Raw genomic sequence first — 21,166 nt, 5'->3', positions numbered from 1 at the left:
GAATCAGCGCGCCGGCTTTTCTTCTTCCTCTTCCTCGCGCGTGGCGGCGTCGGCCTTGGGCTTGTGTGCAGCGGCGGCGGCGCGGCGCTCGGCCTTGCGCTCGGCTTCGGTCTTGGCCCTGGCGTCGTCGGCCTTCTGCGCGCTGGCACCGGCGCCCTGCCCGGTCTGCTGGGGAGCGGCCTGGGCCATGGCAGGAAGCGCGGCCACTGCGGCAGCACCGAGGGTGAGCATCAGGATGTGCTTGAACTTCATGGTGTCCTCCGGGTTCGGTGACATCCTCAGGTGGGGACGTTTGGTTCCGAATCCAACGCAATGGTATCCAGCCGCACCCCGCCCTGCACTGAACGCCTGTCGCGTGCAAAAAATCGGCTCAGCCCCCACACTTGCGCGTCGTTTCACGTGCCAACGAGATGCATGAACACCCGTTATAACGCCGCCGATATTGAAGTGCTGTCGGGCCTGGACCCGGTCAAACGCCGCCCTGGCATGTATACCGACACTGCGCGCCCGAACCATCTGGCGCAGGAAGTGATCGACAACTCGGTCGACGAGGCGCTGGCCGGTCACGCCAGGCAGGTCGAAGTGACCCTGTACAAGGACGGCAGCTGCGAGGTGTCCGACGACGGTCGCGGCATGCCGGTGGACATGCACCCGGAAGAAAAGATTCCCGGTGTCGAGCTGATCCTGACCCGGCTGCATGCCGGCGGCAAGTTCAGCAACCGCAACTACACCTTCTCCGGCGGCCTGCATGGCGTGGGCGTGAGCGTGGTGAATGCGCTGTCGACCAAGGTCGAGCTGTTCATCAAGCGCGAAGGCAGCGAGCACCGCATGGAGTTCCGCGACGGCCACGCCGCCTCCAAGCTGGAAGTGGTCGGCACCGTCGGCAAGAAGAACACCGGCACGCGGCTGCGCTTCTGGGCCGATCCGAAGTACTTCGACACGCCCAAGTTCAACGTGCGTGCGCTGCGCCATCTGCTGCGCGCCAAAGCCGTGCTGTGCCCGGGCCTGACCGTCAAGCTGCACGACGAGGCCACCGGCGAGCAGGACAGCTGGTACTTCGAGAACGGCCTGCGCGACTACCTCAAGGGCGAGATGGCCGCGCACGAGATGCTGCCGGCCGACCTGTTTGTGGGCAGCCTGAAGAAGGACACCGAGATCGTCGACTGGGCAGCGGCCTGGGTACCGGAAGGCGAACTGGTGCAGGAAAGCTACGTCAACCTGATCCCGACCGCGCAGCACGGCACCCACGTCAACGGCCTGCGTTCGGGCCTGACCGATGCGTTGCGCGAGTTCTGCGACTTCCGCAACCTGCTGCCGCGCGGGGTCAAGCTGGCGCCGGAAGACGTGTGGGACCGGGTCACCTTCGTGCTCAGCCTGAAGATGACCGACCCGCAGTTCTCCGGGCAGACCAAGGAGCGGCTGTCCTCGCGCCAGGCCGCCGGCTTCATCGAAGGCGCCGCGCACGATGCCTTCAGCCTGTATCTGAATCAGAACGTGGAGATCGGCGAGAAGATCGCGCAGATCGCCATCGACCGCGCCAGTGCGCGCCTGAAGACCGAAAAGCAGATCGTCCGCAAGAAGGTCACCCAGGGTCCGGCCCTGCCCGGCAAGCTGGCCGACTGCATCAGCCAGGATCTGTCGCGCACCGAACTGTTCCTGGTCGAGGGCGACTCGGCCGGCGGCTCGGCCAAGCAGGCCCGCGACAAGGACTTCCAGGCGATCCTGCCGCTGCGCGGCAAGATCCTCAACACCTGGGAAGTGGCATCGGGCAGCGTGCTTGCCTCCGAGGAAGTGCACAACCTGGCGATCGCGATCGGCTGCGACCCGGGCAAGGACGACATCACCGGGCTGCGTTACGGCAAGGTAGTGATCCTGGCCGATGCGGACTCCGACGGCCTGCATATCGCCACCTTGCTGACCGCGCTGTTCCTGCAGCATTTCCCCGCGCTGGTCGCGGCCGGCCACGTGTTCGTGGCGATGCCGCCGCTGTTCCGCGTGGACGTGGGCAAGCAGGTGTTCTACGCGCTGGACGAAGAGGAAAAGACCACGCTGCTGGACAAGATCGCGCGCGAGAAGCTCAAGGGCCAGGTCAGCGTCACCCGCTTCAAGGGCCTGGGCGAGATGAATCCGCAACAGCTGCGCGAATCGACCATCCACCCGGATACGCGTCGCCTGGTGCAGCTGACCATCGACGATGGCGAACAGACCCGCTCGCTGATGGACATGCTGCTGGCGAAAAAGCGCGCCGGCGATCGCAAGCAGTGGCTGGAGACTAAGGGCGATCTGGCGTCGCTGGAGGTTTGAGTTCGCTGAAATTCTGAAAACACCAAGCAGCGAAAGCCCCCCCCCCAGCGGGGCGAGAAGGCACTGCTTGCGCAGGTCTCTTCGAGCGCCCGCGCTGCCAGCCCGGGCCGGGGGTGCGAAGCGGAAGTTGGGGTGAGGGTGAAGCCGATCCCCACCCTTCGGCTCAGACGGCCACCTGCAGTGGCACATGCTGCTTCTAGCCAGGCAGGCCACGTCGGCCAACGCGACACACATGCCTTTGTGCACATCCATCCGACGCCATCGGCGGCCTAGCATCGTCGCTCCCTGCCGAATCTCCGATGCTCATGCCCTGCCTCCTCCGTGCCAGCCTGCTGGCCTGCGTCCTGCTCAGCGGAACCGCGCTGGCCGACGCGCCCGACAAGAACGCTGCAAAAACCGACACCAAATCCGATGCCGCGGCCGCCAAACCCGTGCCACTGCCGGCCGATGCCAGCGTGCGGCAAAGCACCCGCGTGGGTGGGCGCACGCTGAGTTACACCGCAACCGTCGGCACGCTGCCGGTGCGCGATGCGCAGGGCAAGACCACCGGCGAGGTGGTGTTCACCGCCTACACCGTCGATGGCAAAGACCGCCCGGTGACCTTCGCGCTGAATGGCGGCCCCGGTGCGTCGTCGGTGTATCTGAACATGGGCGCGATCGGACCCAAGGTGGTCGGTTTCGGCGCCGAAGGCGACAGCGCCTCCGCGCCGGCGGCGCTGCGCGATAACCCCGGCACCTGGCTGGACTTTACCGACCTGGTGTTCATCGACCCGGTCGGCACCGGCTTCAGCCGCGCCCTGATCGGCGACGACGAAGCCAAGAAGCAGTTCTACAACCCGCAGGCCGACGTGGAATATCTCTCGCGTGTGGTCTACGACTGGCTGCTGAAGAACCGCCGCCTGCAGGCACGCAAGTACCTGGTCGGCGAAAGCTACGGCGGCTTCCGCGGCCCGCGCATCACCCAGTACCTGCAGACCCGGTTGGGCGTGGCGATGAACGGCGTGGTGCTGGTGTCGCCGTATCTCAATCCCACCCTGGACGACAACAGCGATGTGTCGCCGCTGGCCTGGATGATGACGCTGCCCTCGATCGCCGCCGCACACCTGGAGCGCCAGGGCCAGCTCAGCGACACGGCGATGCGCCAGGTGATCGATTACACCCGCGGCGACTACGCGGTGGCACTGATGAAGGGCCGCACCGATCCGCAGGCGACCGAGGCGATGCTGCAGCAGGTCACCCGCATGACCGGGCTGGACGCGACCTACGTGCGCCGCTCCGGCGGGCGCCTGGAAACCCAGGCCTACCTGCGCGAGGTGTTCCGCGACAAGGGCGAGCTGGGCAGCCGCTACGACGCCAACGTGACCGCGTTCGACCCCTTCCCCAACGATCCCGAGCAGCGCGCCAACGACCCGCTGCTGGACAGCATCATCGCGCCGACCACCACCGCGATGGTGGACTTCGTCACCCGCGTGGTCGGCTGGAAGGTCGATGCGCGTTATCAGGCGCTCAATTACGACGTCAACACGCTATGGGACTGGAACGACGAACTGCGCAAGGGCGCGGTCACCCAGCTGCGCCAGTCGGTGGCGATCGACCCCAAGCTACGTGTGTTGATCGCACATGGCTGGAACGATCTCTCCTGCCCGTTCATGGGCTCGGTGCTGACGGTGGACCAGATGCCGACGATGGGCAGCGACCCCAAGCGCGTACAGGTGCGCGAATATCCCGGCGGCCACATGTTCTACAACCGCGCCGACAGCCAGGCCGCATTCCGCAACGACGTCAAGACGATGTACGAAACCCGCTGAGCACCACCATCGCCGGCTGCACACGCGGCAGGCGATGCATCACGCCAGCGGCAACTAAATGCGCAACCAGCCGCGCTGCCACCAAGCAGCGCAATCATCCTCCCGACGCCGCGCACACGCATTGCACCGCCAATCCGAAGGGCACCAGGCGCCGCTGAATCAAATCAGCCGCACATATCAGGCAGCGCACCAGCTGCTACGAATCCCGAATCTCGAATCCCGATTCCCCATTCCCGATTCACAACGCCCCAGCCCGAACAGCCTCCACATTCCACCCCAGCCACTCGTAAACCCGATAGCGCGCAATGCCCAGGTACTCGTGCAAGGCGACATCGGCCACGGTGAAGTTGTAGCTCTGCGGCAACCACGCCCAGGACGCGGTCAACCAGTCCGAGCGCACCGGCGTGGCGTCGATGCCGAAGTGGCGGAAGTACAGCTCGGCACGCCGCAGATGTGTGGCCGAGGACACCAGCACGACCCGCTCGGGGCGGTACTGGCGCAGCAAGGGCTGGCTGAACTGTGCGTTCTGCCAGGTGTTCATGCTGGACGGCTCCATGATCAGGTCGGCCTGCGCGATGCCCAGCCCGATCAGCACCTTTCGATACACCACCGCCTCGGACAGGCCCAGCCCGCGCGCGTCGCCGCCGCTGATCTCGATCTTGCAGTCGCCGCCGTGCGCACGGCACTGCCGGTACAGCCGCGCCGACTCGACGATGCGGCCGTAGGCGAACATGTTGGCCTCGGCGGTGGCGTCGGGGCCATCCGGCCGCACCGTGCCCGCGCCCAGCAGTACGATCATGTTGCGTGCGCGCCAGTCGTTGAAATCGTTGACGCCGGTCTGCTGCAGCCCGTGCAGCATCCAGCTCGCCAACGGGCCGCAGCCGACCAGCAGCAGCAACGCCAATGTGGCCGCTGCCAGCGCACGCGCACTGCGCAACCAGCGCCGGCGGCCGATCAGCCAGGACAGCAAGAACAGCACGCACACCAGCGCAAGCATCATCGGCGCGTTTCCTCAGGCAGGACGCGTTGGCACATCAGGGTCGAACAGGGGGCCTGCAGGGCACGCCGCGGTTGGCGCGCATGCTCGCCCACCGAGGTGACCACAGCACGACATCGCTCAGGTCCAGCCGAACCATTCGAAGCAGCGCAGGATCAGATACGCCACTCCGCCGGCGGCCGGGATGGTCAGGATCCAGGCCCAGACGATCCGCTCGATCACACCCAGCCGCAGCGAGCGCGGGTTCTTGGCAAAGCCCACGCCCATGATCGCGGTGGAAATGCTGTGGGTGGTCGACACCGGCATGCCGAAGTGCGCGGCCACGGTCAGCACGGTGGCCGAGCTGGTTTCTGCGGCAAAACCGTGGATGGGATGCAGCTTGACCATCTTGTGGCCGAGCGTCTTGATGATCTTCCAGCCGCCCGAGGCGGTGCCGGCGGCCATCACCACCGCACAGGTCAGCACGATCCACATCGGAATGCCGGCGCCCGCAGCCAGGCCGGTGCCCGGATGCAGGAACGACAGCCAGCTCGGCAGATCGTCCAGCGCACCGGCCGACTGCGCGCCGATCAGGGTCATCGCGATGATGCCCATGGTCTTCTGCGCGTCGTTGTGGCCGTGGGCATAGCCCATGTAGGCGGCCGAGGCGATCTGCGCCTTGCCGAAGAACGCATTGACCCAGCGCGGACGCGCCAGCCGCCCGATCGGCCCGCCCAGCCGAGCCATGCCGGCGATGATCGCCCACAGCAACAGCATCACCACGATGCCGAGCAGGAAGCCGGCGATCGGCGAGGTGATCATCGGCACGAACACCTTCCACAACAGGCCCTTGTTCTTGGCCCAGTTGCCGATGTTTTCCGACCAGATCAAGGCGTTCCAGTTGTTGTGCGCGGCCGCCAGGCCGGCGCCGCACAGCCCGCCGATCAAGGCGTGCGAGGACGACGACGGCAGGCCCTTCCACCAGGTGATCAGGTTCCAGATGATGCCGCCCAGCAGCGCGCACAGGATCACCTGCGGGGTGACCTCGACCACCTCGGTGTTGAGCAGGCCGGAGGCGATCGTCAATGCCACCGCGGTGCCGGTGAGCGCGCCGATCAGGTTCATGCCGGCGGCCAGCATCACCGCCCAGCCCGGCGACAGCACCTTGGTGGCGACCACGGTGGCGATGGAGTTGGCGGTGTCGTGGAAGCCGTTGATGAACTCGAACACCAACGCCGCCAGGATCACCACCAGAACTAAGGTAAGCACGCGGCGACCTCAGCTGTTCTTCAATACGATCTGGTACACCACCACCCCTGCCTCGCGGCAACGGTCGATGGCCTTTTCCAGAATCTCGAAGAATTCCTTGAGCAGGAACATCTGCAGCGTGTCCAGGCGACCGGAATAGATGTCGCGGTACAGCTCGAGCATCAGCCGGTCGGCTTCGTTTTCCAGCATGCGCAGCTTGTCGTTGAGCGCGGTCATGCGATCGATGTTCATCTGCGGCAGGTCGGCCACCATCTCCACCACCACCGCGGCGGCCTGTTCCAGCATCGCCGCGCGCGGGGCGAAGTCGATGTGCTCCAGATGCTTGGTGGCCAGCGAGTAGCGGTCGGCGAACTTCTCGACCTGCTTGGGAATCTTGTACAGCGCCGAGCCCAGCGCTTCGATGTCCTCGCGCTCGATCGGGGTCATGAAGCTGTCCACCAGCGCCTGGCCGATCTTGTCCGAGGCGGCGCGTTCGCGCAGGCGGGCCAGCTTGAAGGCGTCCAGCGCGGGTTGGCGGTCGGACGCGCGCATCATGGCGTGCAAGGCCTTGGTGCTGTCGTAGGCGGCCTGCGCCGCTTCGTTCAGAAGCGCATAGAACTGCTTGCCGGAGCCGAAGATGGTCTGCAACGAGAACATGGGTGGAAAACTTCCTGCCGTCGAGGGAGAGACGGACGCCAAGCGCGAATTATGACCGTTCCATGACCTGTCTGGGTATCTCGGCGGCGCAGGCGGCCTTCACATCGGCATTTCCCGGCTCGAACCACCCTGTGGTTTGCTAACATGCTCCCGCGCCCTCGGGTGCACCCTATGGAAGACGACCCTATATTCCCCCGTTGCCGCCCCGCCCCCGTGCGCGCCGGCCAACCCAGTGCTCGCCCGCCCTCCCCTTCACTGACCGGGGAAGACGCCCGTGGTTGAGTTTCTGATCGTCATCGCGCTGATCCTGTTGAACGGCTTCTTCGCGATGTCGGAAATGTCCCTGATGACCTCGCGCAAGAGCCGGCTGAAGCAGATGGCCGGCTCCAGCAAGCGCGCCGCCCGTGCCCTGGCGCTGGCCGAAAGCCCGGAAAACTTCCTGTCCACGGTGCAGATCGGCATCACCCTGATCGGCATCCTGACCGGCGTGTTCGGTGGCGAGGCGATCGGCGAGGCCATCAGCAGCTGGCTGCAGGGGCTGTTCCCGGCGCTGTCGGCCTCGTTCGAGCTGGTCGGCAAGCCGCGCCCGTATTCGGTGGTGATCGGCAGCACGCTGGCGGTGGCCCTGATCACCTTCCTGACGCTGATCTTCGGCGAGCTGGTGCCCAAGCGGCTGGCGCTGCGCAACTCCGAGGACATCGCCGGGGTGGTGGCGGTGCCGATGGCGTGGCTGGCAAAGATCGCCGCGCCCGGCGTGTGGGTGCTGGCGCGCTCGACCCGGCTGGTGCTGCGCATGCTCGGCATGGGCAAGGACGAATCGGCATCGGTGACCGAAGAGGAGATCCGCATGCTGGTGGCCGAAAGCCACGAGGCCGGCGTGATCGATGCGCACGAGCGCGACATGATGAACCGCGTGATGCGGCTGGGCGACCGCACCGCCGACAGCCTGATGACGCCGCGCAACCGCATCGCCTGGCTGGATGCCAATGCCGAGCCGGAACGCAATCTGCTGGTGATGCGCGAACACGAATTCTCGCGTTACCCGGTCTACCGCGGCAGCGACCAGGACATCGCCGGGGTGCTGGAGGTCAAGTCGCTGGTCACGCGCATGGACGGACACGGCGCGCAGCTGTTCCAGGCGCTGCGCGACACCTTGTTCGTGTCCGAATCCACGCATGCGATGAAGCTGCTGGAGATCTTCCGCGAGGAACAGCAGTCAATGGCGCTGGTGGTGGACGAATACGGCGAAATCCGCGGGCTGGTGACCATCAGCGACCTGATGGGCGCGGTGGTCGGCCGCCTGCAGGCGGTGGAAAACACCGACGAGGATGCGCTGGTGGTCACGCGCGCCGACGGCTCGCTGCTGATCGACGGCTCATTGCCGGTGGAGGAACTGCGCGAAGTGCTGGGCGCCGAACTGCCGGAGGCCGACGAAGGCGACTACCACACGCTCGCCGGCCTGTGCATCTACTACTTCGGGCGCATTCCGCAGGCGGGCGAATTCTTCGATTGGGCCGGCTGGCGCATCGAGATCGTCGATCTGGATGGCGCACGCGTGGACAAGCTGCTGCTGAGCCGCGTCAGCGACGAGGGCAGCGATGACATCGTCGGATAACCGCGTACCGCCATCGGATGGAGCGGACGGCGCGCAGATGCGCTATCGCAACGAAGGCATCCGTAGCCTGCTGGCGGCCTTCAGCGAGGGCGATCCGGAGCATGTGCTGCGGGTGCGCGAGATCCTGGCCGATCTGCAGCAGAGCGCATTCGGGGTGTTCCTGTTCCTGGCGATCCTGCCGTCGTTCATTCCGATTCCCGGCCTGGCCGGCGGCATCAGTGGCCCGCTGACGGTATTGATCGGGCTGCAGATGATGTGCTGCCTGCGCAAGCCGTGGGTGCCGCGTTTCATCGGCGATCGCGGGCCGCGCCGCAGTACCAGCCAGCGTTTCGTCGCGCGGCTTGCGCCGACGTTGCAGCGCCTGGACCGGCTGCTCAAGCCGCGCCTGCACGGCATGCTGGACCGGATGCCGGCGCAGATGGTCACCGGCGCGCTGCTGGTGCTGGTCGGCATCCTGCTGACGCTGCCGATTCCGTTCACCAACTACATCTTCGGGCTGATCCTGCTGCTGTTTGCGCTGGCCCTGCTCGAGCGCGACGGCGCATTGCTGCTGGTCGGCTGGGCCGCTGCGCTGATCTCGGTGGCGGTGTTCGGCGTCACCTCGGACCAGTTGCTGGACCTGATCCGCGGTTGGTGGCCGGCCGCCTGGCGCTGAGCGCGCGACGGCCGGCGCACCTGGAGCGCAGTTACTTCAAATCGACCACGCGGTTGTCCGACAGGCTGCCGGTATCGTCGGTCACGGCCGTCATCACGAAGTACAGCGCCTTGCCGAGCAGCCCGCTCGGGCCATCCCAGTATTCGGCCGACTCGGCGCGCACATGGATCAGGCGCAGGTTCGGGTCGTCCTTGCCGCCGGGGAAGAACACCTTCATCCCCGGCGACCACAGCTGCTCGATCTTGGCGCGGTCATCGACCACGCGTGCGGTACCGGCGACCGAGACGTAGCTGTTCTTCGAGGCCGAGGCATAGGCCACGTTGACGCGCGGATCGGCGGCAATTTCGGCCACCTTCGGGCTGTCGGCGGCGGTGGCGAACCACAGGTCGCCATCGAATTCGACTTCCTGCGTTCCCAACGGCCGGCTCACCAACTTGCCGTCGGCCGACACGGTCGTGAACATCGCGATGTCCACGCCGCGGATCAATTCCGCCAACTGCTTGATGCTCTCGCTGCGTTCCTGAAATTGCATGCTGGTGTTCCCAATGGAGGTGCATGCATCTGAGCGGATCGCCGCGCAAAGCGACGTGAATCACGCAGGAGTCACGTCCAGCTCGCGGCAGGCCATGGCGGCGATTTCGAACGAACGCAAACGCGCGGCATGGTCGTAGATGTTGGCGGTGAAAAGCAGTTCGTCCGGGGTGTGGCGCTCGATGAACTCGGCCACGCCCCGCGCGATCTGCTCGGCATCGCCCAGCACCGTGCATGCCAACGCACGCTCCACGCCGGCACGTTCGTGCGGCTGCCAGAAGCTGTCGATATCGTCGATCGGCGCGGGAATCTTGCCCGGCTTGCCGCGACGCAGGTTGACGAAGCTCTGCTGCTGGGTGGTGAACAGGCGGCGTGCCTGCGCTTCGGTCTCTGCAGCCACCACATTCAAGGCCAGCATCACGTGCGGCTTGGCCAACTGCGCGGACGGACGGAACTCGCGGCGGTAGATCGCCACCGCCTCGTCCATCGCATCGGGCGCAAAATGCGAGGCGAACGCGAACGACAAGCCCATCGCCGCGGCCAGCCGCGCACTGAACAGGCTGGAACCCAGCAGCCACACCGGCACGTCGAGACCGCCCCCCGGCACTGCCTGCACCAGTTGCCCCGGCACCACCGGCGCGAAGTAGCGCAGCAACTCGGCCACGTCCTGCGGGAAATGGTCGGCGCTGTCGAAATAGCGGCGCAGGGCGCGCGCGGTCGGCTGGTCGGTGCCGGGCGCGCGGCCCAGGCCCAGGTCGATGCGCTGCGGGTACAACGAGGCCAGCGTGCCGAACTGTTCGGCCACCTGCAGCGGCGCATGGTTGGGCAGCATGATGCCGCCGGCGCCGACGCGGATGGTCCTGGTGCCGCCGGCGACATGGCCGATCAGCACCGCGGTGGCGGCGCTGGCGATGCCCGGCATGTTGTGGTGCTCGGCCAGCCAGTAACGCTGGTAGCCCCAGCGCTCGGCGTGCTGGGCCAGATCGAGCATGTTGGCGAAGGCGTGGGTGGTGTCGCTGCCTTCGCAGACCGGCGCCAGGTCGAGCACGGAAATGGGCGTCATCGGATGACTCCGGGGAATGAGTGATGTGCAAGAGATGGGGCTGGCCAGGCGGCTTTGCCACCTGCCCAGGTGGCGCTGGGGGGATTACAGCATTCCAGTGGTCAAACAACGGGAGGATCTGCAGCTGGGCACTGCCCCGCTCCGTGCCCAGGCCCGCGCCTCGTTGCACAGGCGCTGCAACGCAGGCGCGGCAATGGCTTGCAAACCATGCATGCGCCCTGGAGAGCGGGCCTTCGGGCCATGCGCGATGGCTGTTGATGTCTGGCGCTCGCCGGATCGCCTGCGAATGCAGTTGCCTGACCGCGAAGCGCGGGCGCCGGGTGACAGGGCTGCTGGCTATGATGGACACCGCACTGGCAGCGCCTGCATGACGATGGCTTCGACCGCTCCGCTCGACCCCGCTTCCGCCACCCTGCACATCGCCGCGCGGATCGACCGGCTGCCGGCCAGCGTCACGCTGTGGCGGCTGGTCGGCCTGCTCGCGCTGGGTGGATTTTTCGAGTTGTACGACCTGTTCCAGACCGCCTACATCAGCCCGGGGCTGATCCGCGACGGCATCTTCGCCAGCGCTGCCGATGGCGCGTTCGGCATGTCCGACCAGGCCGCGTTTGCGGCGGCGACGTTTCTGGGCCTGTTCGTCGGCGCCGCCCTGCTGAGTCCGTTTGCCGACCGCTTCGGGCGCCGTCCGGTGTTCACCTTTGCCCTGATCTGGTACACCGCCGCGACCGTGGCGATGGGCCTGCAGCACACCGCCACCGGGGTCATCGTGCTGCGCTTGGTGGTCGGGATCGGCCTGGGCATCGAGCTGGTCACCATCGACACCTATCTGTCCGAGCTGGTGCCGCGGCATATGCGCAGTGCGGCGTTCGCATTTGCGTTCTTCGTGCAGTTTCTGGCGGTGCCTGCGGTGGCGCTGACTGCCTGGCTGCTGGTGCCGCATGCACCGCTGGGGGTGAGCGGCTGGCGCTGGGTAGTGCTGCTGAGCGGGGTGTTTGCGCTGGCGATCTGGTGGCTGCGCAGCCGGTTGCCCGAATCGGCCCGCTGGCTGGCGGCGCAGGGACGCCATGCCGAAGCAGATGCGGTCGTGACCCAGCTCGAAGCGCGCTGCGTGCGCGATCTGGGTGCGCCCCTGGCCGCACCGCAGCCGCTTGCCCCCTCGCCGGCCGGCGACATGCAGACCGCAATGCTGTGGCGTGCGCCGTATCGCGGGCGCATCGGCATGCTGGTGGTATTCCATATCTTTCAGGCGATCGGCTTCTTCGGCTTCGGCAACTGGTTGCCGGCACTGATCTCGGCGCAAGGCACCGGCGTGACCAGGAGCCTGGGGTATTCCTTTGCGATTTCGCTGGCCTACCCGCTGGCGCCGCTGCTGTTGCTGCGCTTTGCGCAGCGCTGGGAGAACAAATGGCAGATCACCGCATCGGCCCTGGGCGCAGTGCTGTTCGGCGTGCTGTTTTCGCTGCAGCATCAGGCGCTCGGCATGGTGCTGTGCGGGGCGATGATCGCGTTCTGCAATGCCTGGATGAGCTTTGCCTATCACGGCTATCAGGCCGAGCTGTTCCCCACCGGCTTGCGCGCGCGGGCGGTGGGCTTTTGCTATTCCTTCAGCCGCCTTTCCACGGCGGTGAGCAGCGTGCTGATCGGTTGGCTGCTCGCCCAGGTCGGCAGCCATGGCGTGCTGGCCTTTATCGTGATCAGCATGTCGATCGTGGCCAGCGTGATTGCGCTATTGGGCCCGCGCACGCGCAATCGGGCGCTGGAAGAGATTGCCGGCTGATCGCGGCGCCGACGCCACCACGCCACCTGGCATCACGCATCTGAGCGTGCAATCGCATCGGCGTGGGCAGCGGTCTGCGCCGCCACTGCGGTGCCAAAGACAACCGTGCGATCGGCCATTGTCGCCAGGCTGGTGCGATGCGAGATCACCACCAGCACGGTCTGCGGCAGGCGTTGCCGCAGCATGCACAACACCTGCTGTTCGGCCTCGGCATCCAGTGCGCTGGTGGCCTCGTCCAGCACCGCCAGGGTCGGCTTGCGCAGCAGCACCTGCGCCAGCAGCAGGCGCTGCGCTTCGCCACCGGACAGGCGCCCATCCGGGCCGTTGATCGGGGTATCCAATCCCTGCCCGTCGCGCTGCAGACGCGCGCCCAGGCCGACGTCGGCCAGCACCTGCCACATGCGCGCATCGCTGGTGCCGGGCAATGCCCAGTCCAGACAGGCGCGGACCGTGCGCTGCCACGGCCGCACCCCCTGGCCGAGGTAGGCGCCATGCCGCACCAGGGCGCGATACGCGGCAAAATCCAGCCGGCGCCCGGCCATATGCGCGGTGAACTGTGCAGGCGTGGTCTGACCCGAGAGCACGTCCATCAGACTGCTCTTGCCGATGCCGGAGGGACCGACGACCAAGGTCAGTTCGCCGGGCAGCAACAGCAGCGGATCGAGAGCGAGCCTGGGCAACGGCGGTGCCAGGCCGATGTGTTCGAGATGCAGGGCTGCCGGCAACGGTTGTGCCGGTGCGGCCGACGCCGGTGGACGCGTCGTGCCCAGCGCCACATAGCGCCGCCACAGCTGCAACGCCGGCCACGCCGAGCGCAGTTGCTGCACGCTCTGCCGGGTGCTGACCAGATACGGCAGCAGGCGCCCGAGCAGCAGGCTGACGGTGATCAACGCAGCGCGGTCCGCGCCCTGCCACAGGTTGGCCAGCACCAGGATGCCGGCGATGGCAGCCACTGCGGTGGCCTCGAGCATCAGCCGGCTGCCCGCCACCAGTGCCTGCTGCTGCGCATAGCCCTGCCCCAGCCGTGCGGAAATGCGCTCGTAATGGCGGGTTTCCAGTGCTTCGCGCTGGAACGAACGCACATGCCGCAGGCGACGCGGGAAATCTTCGCTCAGCCAGAACAGCTGCGTCATGTCGGCCACGTAATCGCGGCTGATGCGCGCCTGGGTGCCGCTGCTGGAGATGCGCAAGCCCAGCCACGCCAGTGCCAGCAGCAACGGCGTCGCCATCAGCAACGCGGGGGCGATCATGACCGCGATGCAGATGCTCACCAGTGCGGTCATGCCGGCCACCAGCAGCTGCAAGGCGGCACTGAAGCCCTGGGTGGCGATCTCGATGTTGTAGGTCAGCACATTGGCGATTTCCGCCGAGCTGGCACCGGACAGGGCCGGCAGCGGCGCATCGATCAACGCCGCATGCACGCGCTGCCGCAGCCCGATCGCGTAGCGGCTGGTCAGCCGTGCGGCCAGCCGTGCGCCATGCCAGCGCAGTGCGGCAAACACCAGACTGACACCGGCAAACAGCATCACCCGCATCGCCAGACCATCTGGTAACGCCAGCGCGTAGCCGGCCAGGCGGACGGCATGACCAGGCTGCACCAGTGGCACCAGGCTGACCGCGACCAGGCTGCCGGCCAGTGCGGCCAACAGCGACAAGCCCACATAGAGTGCGATGGTCGAGACATCCGCCGGCACCAGCGTGCCGACGAAATCGCGCCATAGCGCGCGCATGGGCTTGCGGTCTGCAGACGCGCGCATCTCAGTCACGCCTGACCCTCACGGTGGAATGCGGCATGGCGTCGGCCTGAAAGAGGCCGCGCTGCTGCCGCGTTGCCGGCGCGCTCACCGCAACACCTGCAGCAGCGCGTCCAGCGCGGCCTGCGGATGCGCTCCACGGCGCAGGGTGAACATGCCGATGCGCTGTACCTGTTGGATAAAGCGCTGCCAGCCCGGTTGCCCGGCCGCATACGGTTGATCGTCTGCCAGGCAAGCGGCGATGCGTTCGGCCGGCATCGCCAGCAATGGCTGCGCGGGATCGCTCGCCGGCGTTGCCGACAGCATCACCACCGCACACAGTTGCAAGGGCGCGCGCGCCAGCTGCGCACGGCCGTGACGGATGTCGATCTCGAACTTTTCCACGCCGCTGCGGCGACGGATGGTTGGCGAGGCACTGATCCACGCGCGGGTGTCCGCATCGACCAGGCCCAGCGCGTCGGCGCGCAGATGCAGGAAGTTGGCAACACCGGTGGTGAGCAGACTCTCCGGCGCCACGAACACACCGTCTTCGGCGATGAAATCCAGGCCATGCAGCAGGCTGTGCAGCGCCAGGGTCGATTTGCCGGCGCCACTGGCGCCGAGCAACAGCACACAGCGTCCCTGCCGGCCCACGCAGGCGCCATGCAACGGCACCAGGCCCATGCCGCGCGCCGCCAGCAGGAACACCGAAAATTCAATCAGCTCGTAACGCACGTGGTAGGCGTGGGCGAGCATGTCGTCGGAAACCACCAGCATGGCGCGGCGCGCGGGCACCGACAACATCAGGTAATTGCAGGCATCCATGACGCCGCACAGCAATCCGCCGCTGGCACGGGTGCGCACCGGTGGCGGCGCTGCGCTCGAAGACGCGTGACCACGCGCCACCAGATCCAGCGTGATATGGAATTCCGGCGCACCCGGCAGGCGATGCGCAGGCAGGCCGGCGTAGGCCAGGTCCACCAATGCCAGCAGCGCTTCGCTGTCGCTTTCGAAGTGGAACAGTGCGCCGAGGATCTGCCGGCGCACGCACTGCCGACGCGGCCGATGTTCGCCGAACGGATCTGCTGCCACTGCCGCCGCATCCGGCGCACCAGGGCGAGCGTCATCGCCCACCGGCATCAATTGCGCCAACGCAGCCGACTGCGGCATGCCCTTCCACCCATTGCATCGATCAGCCGGTGTGTGCCGAACGGCACCAGAAAGGTTGCCGCATCGACATCGGCACGCGTGCCCAATGCACGCCAACGGCGGCATGCCGATCGGCGCAACCAAAGCCACCTGCATCCGCACCTACTGCCGAGCCGAATGCCGGTGCCTGCGCACGCCGCCGCTGCGCGCATCTGGCGACAGAACGAGAGCCTTGTGCAGATGCTAAAGATCCAGGTCAGTCATTCGTATTTCCTGCGTTACGACCCCAAGCAATGGGAGCGCGGCAAGCCGTATCCACCGCTGGCAACGCTGCAGGTTGCCGCGTTATTGCGCGAGCGCGGCCATGCACTGAGCCTGTTCGACGCGATGCTGGCCGACGATGTGCAGGACTACACCGGCGCCTTGCACGCTGCGCAACCGGATCTGGTGGTGTTCTACGAGGACAACTTCAACTTCCTCACCAAGATGTGCCTGAGCCGCATGCGCGAGGCGGCCTGCCAGATGATTGCGCAAGCGCGCGCGGCCGGCTGCCGCGTGCTGGTGGCCGGCTCCGATGCATCCGACAACCCGGATGTATTTCTGGCTGCCGGCGCGCACGCGGTGTTGATCGGCGAAGGCATTGCACCACTGCTCGAACTGGTGGCGCGCGTCGAACAAGATCCCATCATCGATACAGACGCCTGGCTCGCGGGCGTTGCACGTATCGCCGTCAGCGCATCTGCTGCAGCACACGTGCATCGTGGCGCACAACCGCCGGACGCGCGCCTGAGCGGCCTGCCGGCCTGGGACCTGGTCGACATGCCGCGCTATCAGCGTTTCTGGCGGCAACGGCACGGCTATTTCAGCCTCAACATGGCCGCCTCGCGCGGTTGTCCGTTCCGCTGCAACTGGTGCGCCAAACCGATCTGGGGCAATCACTACAAGCGCCGCGACGCGGAAGACGTGGCTGCCGAAATGATCCATCTCAAGCGCAGCTTCCAGCCCGATCACCTCTGGATGGCCGATGACATCTTCGGCTTCCATATCGATTGGGTGGAAACCTTTGCGCAGCGCCTGAGCGACGCCGATGGCGCGATCCCGTTCACCATCCAGACCCGCGCCGACCTGGCCAGCGAGCGCATGGCTGCCGCGCTGGCGCGCGCCGGCTGCGCCGAGGCCTGGCTGGGTGCCGAAAGCGGCAGCCAGCGCATCCTGGACAAAATGACCAAGGGCACCGAGGTTGGCGAGGTCATCGCCGCACGCCGGCGCCTGGGTGCGCACGGGATCCGCGTGGGCTTCTTCATTCAACTCGGCTACCTGGGCGAAGAACTCGAAGACATCCTGGCCACGCGCGCACTGGTGACGCAGGCCAACCCGGACATCATCGGCGTCAGCGTGTCCTATCCGCTGCCCGGCACCAAGTTCTACGAGGAAGTGAAAAACCAGCTGGGCGGCAAGACCCATTGGCAGGACAGCGACGACCTGGCGATGATGTTCCACGGCGCGTACGACTCGGAGTTCTACCGCAGCGTGCGCGATCTGCTGCATACGCAGGTGGACCTGCAACAGGCGCGCGCCACGCTGGGCGCCGATGCGTTTGCACAGGCCTCGGACACGCTGGAAGCACGCTGGTCCGCCTTGATCGCCAGCGAACAGCAACATCGCACCGCGCCGCTTGCCGGCGCTGCCGCACATCAACCACGCCAGTTGGCCAGCGTGCTGGTCGGCTGACGCGCAACCCGCCGACCTCGCTTCCCGACATCACGTTGCCTTTCTCGGAATCTCCGCCGCATGCAGCCTTCCCTTCGCACCATCAAGCACGGCCTGCAGACGGCCACCGAACGGCTGGCCCGGGAATTGGCGCAGCCCGGCGAGGCGGTGCCGCAGTGGGACCGGCTGCAATGGCAGCTGGCCGCGGCTGCGGCGGCCGCGCATGGGGTATCGCCGCTGCTGCAACGCCGTTCGCTATGGCAGGACGCCGACTGGACCGCGTTCCTGCACGAGCAACGCAGCCATGTCGAAGACCGCCATCGGCGCATCGCGCTGCTGCTGACGCGCATCGACGCGGCAGCGCGTGCGGCGGGCATCGCCCTGGTCGGTCTCAAGGGCACCGCCCTGCATCGGCTCGGCGTCTATCTGCCCGGCGATCGCCCGATGGCCGATATCGATCTGCTGGTGGCGCCGGAGGATGCGCCCGCGGCGACGGCACTGTTGTGCGAACTCGGTTACGTGGCCTCCTTCGAACAATGGAAGCACCAGGTGTTCAAGCCGCTGCAGGGCGAGGCGGTTGCGGGACTGGGCGAGCATCGCGATGCGCCGATCAATCTCGAGCTGCATACCCGCATCCAGGAACGCCTGCCGCTGAGCAGCGTGGACATCACCGCGCGCATCCTGCCGGAGCGTGCGCAGCCGGGATTGAACCCCTACCCGTCGGTCGGCGCGCTGATGTGCCATCTGCTGCTGCACGCAGCCGGCGGCATCTGCCAGCGCAGCATCCGCCTGATGCATCTGCATGACCTGGCATTGCTGGCCACGCGCATGGGCCCGCGCGACTGGGAACAGTTGTGGGACGACCCGGCCATGGCGCCGTGGTGGGCGTTGCCGCCGCTGTTGCTGTTGCAACGTTATTACCGCAGCGTGGTGCCGCCGGCGGTGATGGCGCGGCTGCAGGCCGATTGCCCGCGCCTGCTGCGCATGCGTGCGGCCCGCCAGACCCTGACCACCGCATCGTGTTCCAACCTGTGGTTGTCGGCCCTGCCCGGCATCGAATGGTCACGCTCGCTGGGCGAAGCGCGGCAGTACCTGCGCAACCGGGTGGTGCCGTCGGCCGAGAGCCGCAAGGAACGTGCGGACATGCTGCAGACCCAGTTGTGGCTTCAGGACCAGCCATGGGTGCGGCAGACCCAGCTGCGCCGGATGATGACGCGCCTGACCCGGCCGGTGCCGCGCACCGACATGCTGTATGTGGTGCGTGCAGCGCTGGACGGCTATCTGCAGCCAGTCTGAGCGCGGCTGACAACGCTGCTGCGCTCACTGCCGCGCCGGCGCGGCCGATGCCCGGAGGCGGCAGGTATCAGCCGCACAGTCCGATTCCGGGCGCGCCGTCCGCATCCATCCATCGGCCGATCGCGACGTCTTGTTGGTGATTCCAGGACTGCAGCAGGCGTGCACAGGCTGCCGCTTTTCAGCCGATCGCCCTTGCGAGGATGTCACCAGGTTCGGCCTGGCAGCCTCGTTGCTGCACCGCGCGTATTGCATGGCGGCCGATGCAGGCTGCGTCCCCTGCGAGCGCAGTCAGCGCAGCGGACGCGCCTCGCACAGTTGCCGATACAGCTGCTCGAACAACCGCGTGGTCAACGCCGCGTCCTCGCGTACCGCACGGCATTGCGCTGCCCAGGCCAGGCGCAGGCGCAGCTCGTCGTCGGCCAGGACCTGGCGGACGGCTTCTGCCAGCCCGGCCCAGTCGCCCGGCGGCACAGCGAGCGCACACACCGGTGCCCACTCGACCAGATGCCCGACTGCAGTACCGACGGTGGGCACGCCGGCGACCGCCGCTTCCAGCAGCACCAGCGGGCCGGCTTCGTGCAAGGACGACAGCACCAGCAGGTCGGCCGTCTGCATGATCGGGCGCAACTCGCGCTGGGTCTTGAAACCAAGAAAACGCACCTGCCCGCCCAGGTCCAGCTGGTGCACCAGGCGCTGCATGGCACCATCCAGCGTATCGACGCCGACCATGTCCAGGGTAAAGGCGACACCGGCGCGTTTGAGCGCCGCCATCGCCTGCAGCAAGGTGGTCTGGTCCTTGACCGGATTGAGGCTGGCCACATGCAGCAAGCGGGCGATGCCGCCGCTGCGTGCACGTGGCGCCGCCGGCGGCCAGGCCCGCAGGTCCACGCCCAGCGGCACCCGCTGCGCGCGGATGCCGAGCGCCGTCAGCGACTCCAGGATGGGCGCGCTGGCCGCGGTGACGCGATCGGCCAGGCGCAGGATCACCGCTTCGCGCAAACGCCCGCGCCAGCGCTGCCGGCCGCCGTAGCCGATGCCATGCAATGCGACCAGTTCGCCACCGGCGATATGCACCACGCTTGGACGGCGCAACAGCCTTGCCGCGGCGACCGCGATCAGGCTGCAATAGCCGGAAAAGATCGCCTGGATCACATCGAAGGGAGCACGCCGGTGCTCGCTGGCAATGGCGGCGATCGCGCGCGTGCGGGTGCGCCTGGCGCCGATGTTGTGCACGGTGGCGCCGCGCAATGCCCAGGTCCCGGGCAGCGGCTCCTGGTGCAGCACGAACACATGCACCTGGTGATGGCGCGCCAGCCATTCGATCAGGGTCAGGAACACCGGGATCACGCGGACCTCGCCGCTGCGGTCCACGCCACCCGGGACCACCAGGGCCAGTTTCATGCGCCCCGCCCTGACGCGGCCAGCAACCGGGTGTACGCATGCTTCCAGCGTTGCCCCACCGCGGCAAACGACAGCCGTGCATCGAAATGCGCGCGCACCTGTGCGCGGTCGGGGCGTTGCCGGAAGAGCCGCAACAGCAGTTCCGCCAGGGCCGAGGCATCGCCCACCGGCCACAACGCGCCGACTGCGCCGCCATCGCTGAGCGCACGGAAGGCCGGGATATCGGTCAAGAGCGGCAAGGTGCCGCAGGCATAGGCTTCCACAGCCGCGTAACCGCAGCTCTCCGCATGGCTGGCGGAGACGAACAGGTCGCAGGCACGCAACAGGGTTTCCACGCGCGCATGCGGCACCTTGCCCAGCAACTGCACGCAGCGCGCCAGCGACGGATCGGCGCGCAGGCGCTGCTGTACCTGCTCCAGCAACGGCGCCTGGTCGAACACGCACCACAGCCGCAGGCCCGGCAACACGCGTGCGGCCAGGGCGACGGCATCGAGCACGCACAGCGGATCCTTGGCCGCGCTCAGATGCCCGACCCACAACACGCAGGGGTCGCCATGCAGGCGGGTGTGCTCGCGTGCCTGCAGGCGATCGCCCGGCGAGAAGCGGCTGCTCGATTCGGGAATCGCAAACAGCTGCGTCCTGGCCTTGAACAGGCGCGCCTGTGCGAACGGCTGCGCCATGTCTAGCGAGGTGAACGCGATCCCGGCGGCGGCAGCGTAGCGACGCCGCCACACACTCCGGGCCCACCAGCGCGGCGGGCGGTTGGCGTGATCCTGCAGCAGGATCGGCGTATGCGGCAGCAGGCGGGCAAGACGGCGTGCATCGCCGGCAAATTCCAGACCGTGGACATGGACCACATCGGCGCCGATCTCGCGCAGCATCGCCGCCAGCAGCGCTGCGCGCTGCGCACTGCCGCGCGCACCCAGCTCGACGAAGCGGTAGTCCACGCCCTGGCGGGTGAGCCGCAGGTTCAGTGCGGAGGCCTGGACCACCGCCACGCGCACCCCGGCGCTGGCGACGGCCTCGGCGATATCGGCCAGCGATGGCCATTGCGCGAACACCTGTTCTGCCGTCAGGCCGGCCGGCGTCGGCACCAGGTTGAGTTGCGCCACCCGCAAGCTCATGACAGCGACCACGCCCGGATTGCACGGCCTGCAAGCGCGATCCAGCCACGTGCCGCGCACTGCGCGGCGCGCGAGCGGCAAGACTTGCCCGCGGCCGAGGTGCTGCAGGCACATGCCAG

17 protein-coding genes are annotated in these 21,166 nt (G+C 67.2%); 7 read left to right on the top strand and 10 right to left on the bottom strand.

Features of this window, described 5'->3' with window-relative positions:
- Positions 1-3: 3 nt before the first annotated feature.
- Positions 4-252, bottom strand: a complete 249-nt coding sequence (locus tag DYQ94_RS03115) for a hypothetical protein (protein WP_184429154.1) — start codon at positions 250-252, stop codon at positions 4-6.
- 162 nt (positions 253-414) lie between these two features.
- Here DYQ94_RS03115 and parE point away from each other — a divergent pair, with 162 nt between their 5' ends.
- Entirely contained in the window at positions 415-2,304 is a 1,890-nt protein-coding gene (parE, locus tag DYQ94_RS03110) for a DNA topoisomerase IV subunit B (RefSeq protein ID WP_046342354.1), read from the top strand.
- Positions 2,305-2,609: 305 nt separating this feature from the next.
- On the top strand, positions 2,610-4,112 hold the full coding sequence (locus DYQ94_RS03105; RefSeq protein ID WP_184429157.1) for a S10 family peptidase: 1,503 nt from the start codon (positions 2,610-2,612) through the stop codon (positions 4,110-4,112).
- A gap of 238 nt (positions 4,113-4,350) precedes the next feature.
- On the opposite strand, the gene DYQ94_RS03100 is transcribed toward DYQ94_RS03105, so the two are convergent.
- The 3 genes from DYQ94_RS03100 to DYQ94_RS03090 form a co-directional block, all read right to left on the bottom strand.
- Positions 4,351-5,112: a YdcF family protein gene (locus tag DYQ94_RS03100; protein WP_005914990.1), complete on the bottom strand. Its 762-nt coding sequence runs from the start codon at positions 5,110-5,112 to the stop codon at positions 4,351-4,353.
- Between the two features lie 117 nt (positions 5,113-5,229).
- Positions 5,230-6,357 carry an inorganic phosphate transporter gene (locus tag DYQ94_RS03095; protein ID WP_024939559.1) on the bottom strand — a complete coding sequence of 376 codons (1,128 nt, stop codon included), beginning with the start codon at positions 6,355-6,357 and terminating at the stop codon, positions 5,230-5,232.
- Positions 6,358-6,366: 9 nt separating this feature from the next.
- On the bottom strand, positions 6,367-6,993 hold the full coding sequence (locus DYQ94_RS03090; RefSeq protein WP_184429159.1) for a DUF47 domain-containing protein: 627 nt from the start codon (positions 6,991-6,993) through the stop codon (positions 6,367-6,369).
- Between the two features lie 274 nt (positions 6,994-7,267).
- On the opposite strand from DYQ94_RS03090, the gene DYQ94_RS03085 reads away from it, so the two are divergent.
- Positions 7,268-8,608, top strand: coding sequence for a hemolysin family protein (locus tag DYQ94_RS03085; protein ID WP_016902067.1), 1,341 nt, complete (start codon positions 7,268-7,270; stop codon positions 8,606-8,608).
- Positions 8,592-9,263: an exopolysaccharide biosynthesis protein gene (locus tag DYQ94_RS03080; RefSeq protein ID WP_160954960.1), complete on the top strand. Its 672-nt coding sequence runs from the start codon at positions 8,592-8,594 to the stop codon at positions 9,261-9,263. Before DYQ94_RS03085 ends, DYQ94_RS03080 begins: the two co-directional genes overlap by 17 nt.
- 31 nt (positions 9,264-9,294) lie before the next feature.
- Here DYQ94_RS03080 and DYQ94_RS03075 read toward each other — a convergent pair whose 3' ends face one another.
- Both DYQ94_RS03075 and DYQ94_RS03070 read right to left on the bottom strand, forming a co-directional pair.
- Positions 9,295-9,795, bottom strand: coding sequence for a pyridoxamine 5'-phosphate oxidase family protein (locus tag DYQ94_RS03075; RefSeq protein ID WP_160954961.1), 501 nt, complete (start codon positions 9,793-9,795; stop codon positions 9,295-9,297).
- Between the two features lie 60 nt (positions 9,796-9,855).
- Positions 9,856-10,857: an LLM class flavin-dependent oxidoreductase gene (locus tag DYQ94_RS03070; RefSeq protein ID WP_160954962.1), complete on the bottom strand. Its 1,002-nt coding sequence runs from the start codon at positions 10,855-10,857 to the stop codon at positions 9,856-9,858.
- Positions 10,858-11,224: 367 nt separating this feature from the next.
- Between DYQ94_RS03070 and DYQ94_RS03065 the strand changes: the two genes are divergently transcribed.
- Positions 11,225-12,634: an MFS transporter gene (locus DYQ94_RS03065; RefSeq protein WP_160954963.1), complete on the top strand. Its 1,410-nt coding sequence runs from the start codon at positions 11,225-11,227 to the stop codon at positions 12,632-12,634.
- Between the two features lie 32 nt (positions 12,635-12,666).
- Here DYQ94_RS03065 and DYQ94_RS03060 read toward each other — a convergent pair whose 3' ends face one another.
- On the bottom strand, positions 12,667-14,364 hold the full coding sequence (locus tag DYQ94_RS03060; RefSeq protein ID WP_184429172.1) for an ABC transporter ATP-binding protein: 1,698 nt from the start codon (positions 14,362-14,364) through the stop codon (positions 12,667-12,669).
- A 111-nt stretch (positions 14,365-14,475) separates the two neighbouring features.
- Positions 14,476-15,537, bottom strand: coding sequence for a phosphoenolpyruvate carboxykinase (ATP) (locus DYQ94_RS03055; RefSeq protein ID WP_160954965.1), 1,062 nt, complete (start codon positions 15,535-15,537; stop codon positions 14,476-14,478).
- A 156-nt stretch (positions 15,538-15,693) separates the two neighbouring features.
- On the opposite strand from DYQ94_RS03055, the gene DYQ94_RS03050 reads away from it, so the two are divergent.
- On the top strand, positions 15,694-17,247 hold the full coding sequence (locus DYQ94_RS03050) for a B12-binding domain-containing radical SAM protein (RefSeq protein ID WP_160954966.1): 1,554 nt from the start codon (positions 15,694-15,696) through the stop codon (positions 17,245-17,247).
- Between the two features lie 60 nt (positions 17,248-17,307).
- A complete protein-coding gene (locus tag DYQ94_RS03045) occupies positions 17,308-18,522 on the top strand; it encodes a nucleotidyltransferase family protein (RefSeq protein ID WP_160954967.1) in 1,215 nt (404 codons plus the stop codon).
- Positions 18,523-18,810: 288 nt separating this feature from the next.
- On the opposite strand, the gene DYQ94_RS03040 is transcribed toward DYQ94_RS03045, so the two are convergent.
- Together DYQ94_RS03040 and DYQ94_RS03035 are read right to left on the bottom strand one after the other, a co-directional pair.
- Complete coding sequence (locus DYQ94_RS03040; RefSeq protein ID WP_160954968.1) at positions 18,811-19,923, bottom strand: glycosyltransferase family 4 protein; 1,113 nt, start codon at positions 19,921-19,923, stop codon at positions 18,811-18,813.
- Positions 19,920-21,047 (bottom strand): glycosyltransferase family 4 protein, encoded by a 1,128-nt coding sequence (locus tag DYQ94_RS03035; protein WP_160954969.1) that lies wholly within the window; start codon positions 21,045-21,047, stop codon positions 19,920-19,922. The genes DYQ94_RS03040 and DYQ94_RS03035 overlap by 4 nt, the downstream gene beginning before the upstream one ends.
- Positions 21,048-21,166 lie beyond the last annotated feature (119 nt).

The organism is Xanthomonas sp. LMG 8993 (assembly GCF_009835065.2).
Lineage (GTDB): Bacteria > Pseudomonadota > Gammaproteobacteria > Xanthomonadales > Xanthomonadaceae > Xanthomonas > Xanthomonas arboricola.
The sequence above is the reverse complement of the archived record's forward strand: the minus strand, read 5'-3'. Positions and strand labels throughout refer to the sequence as shown.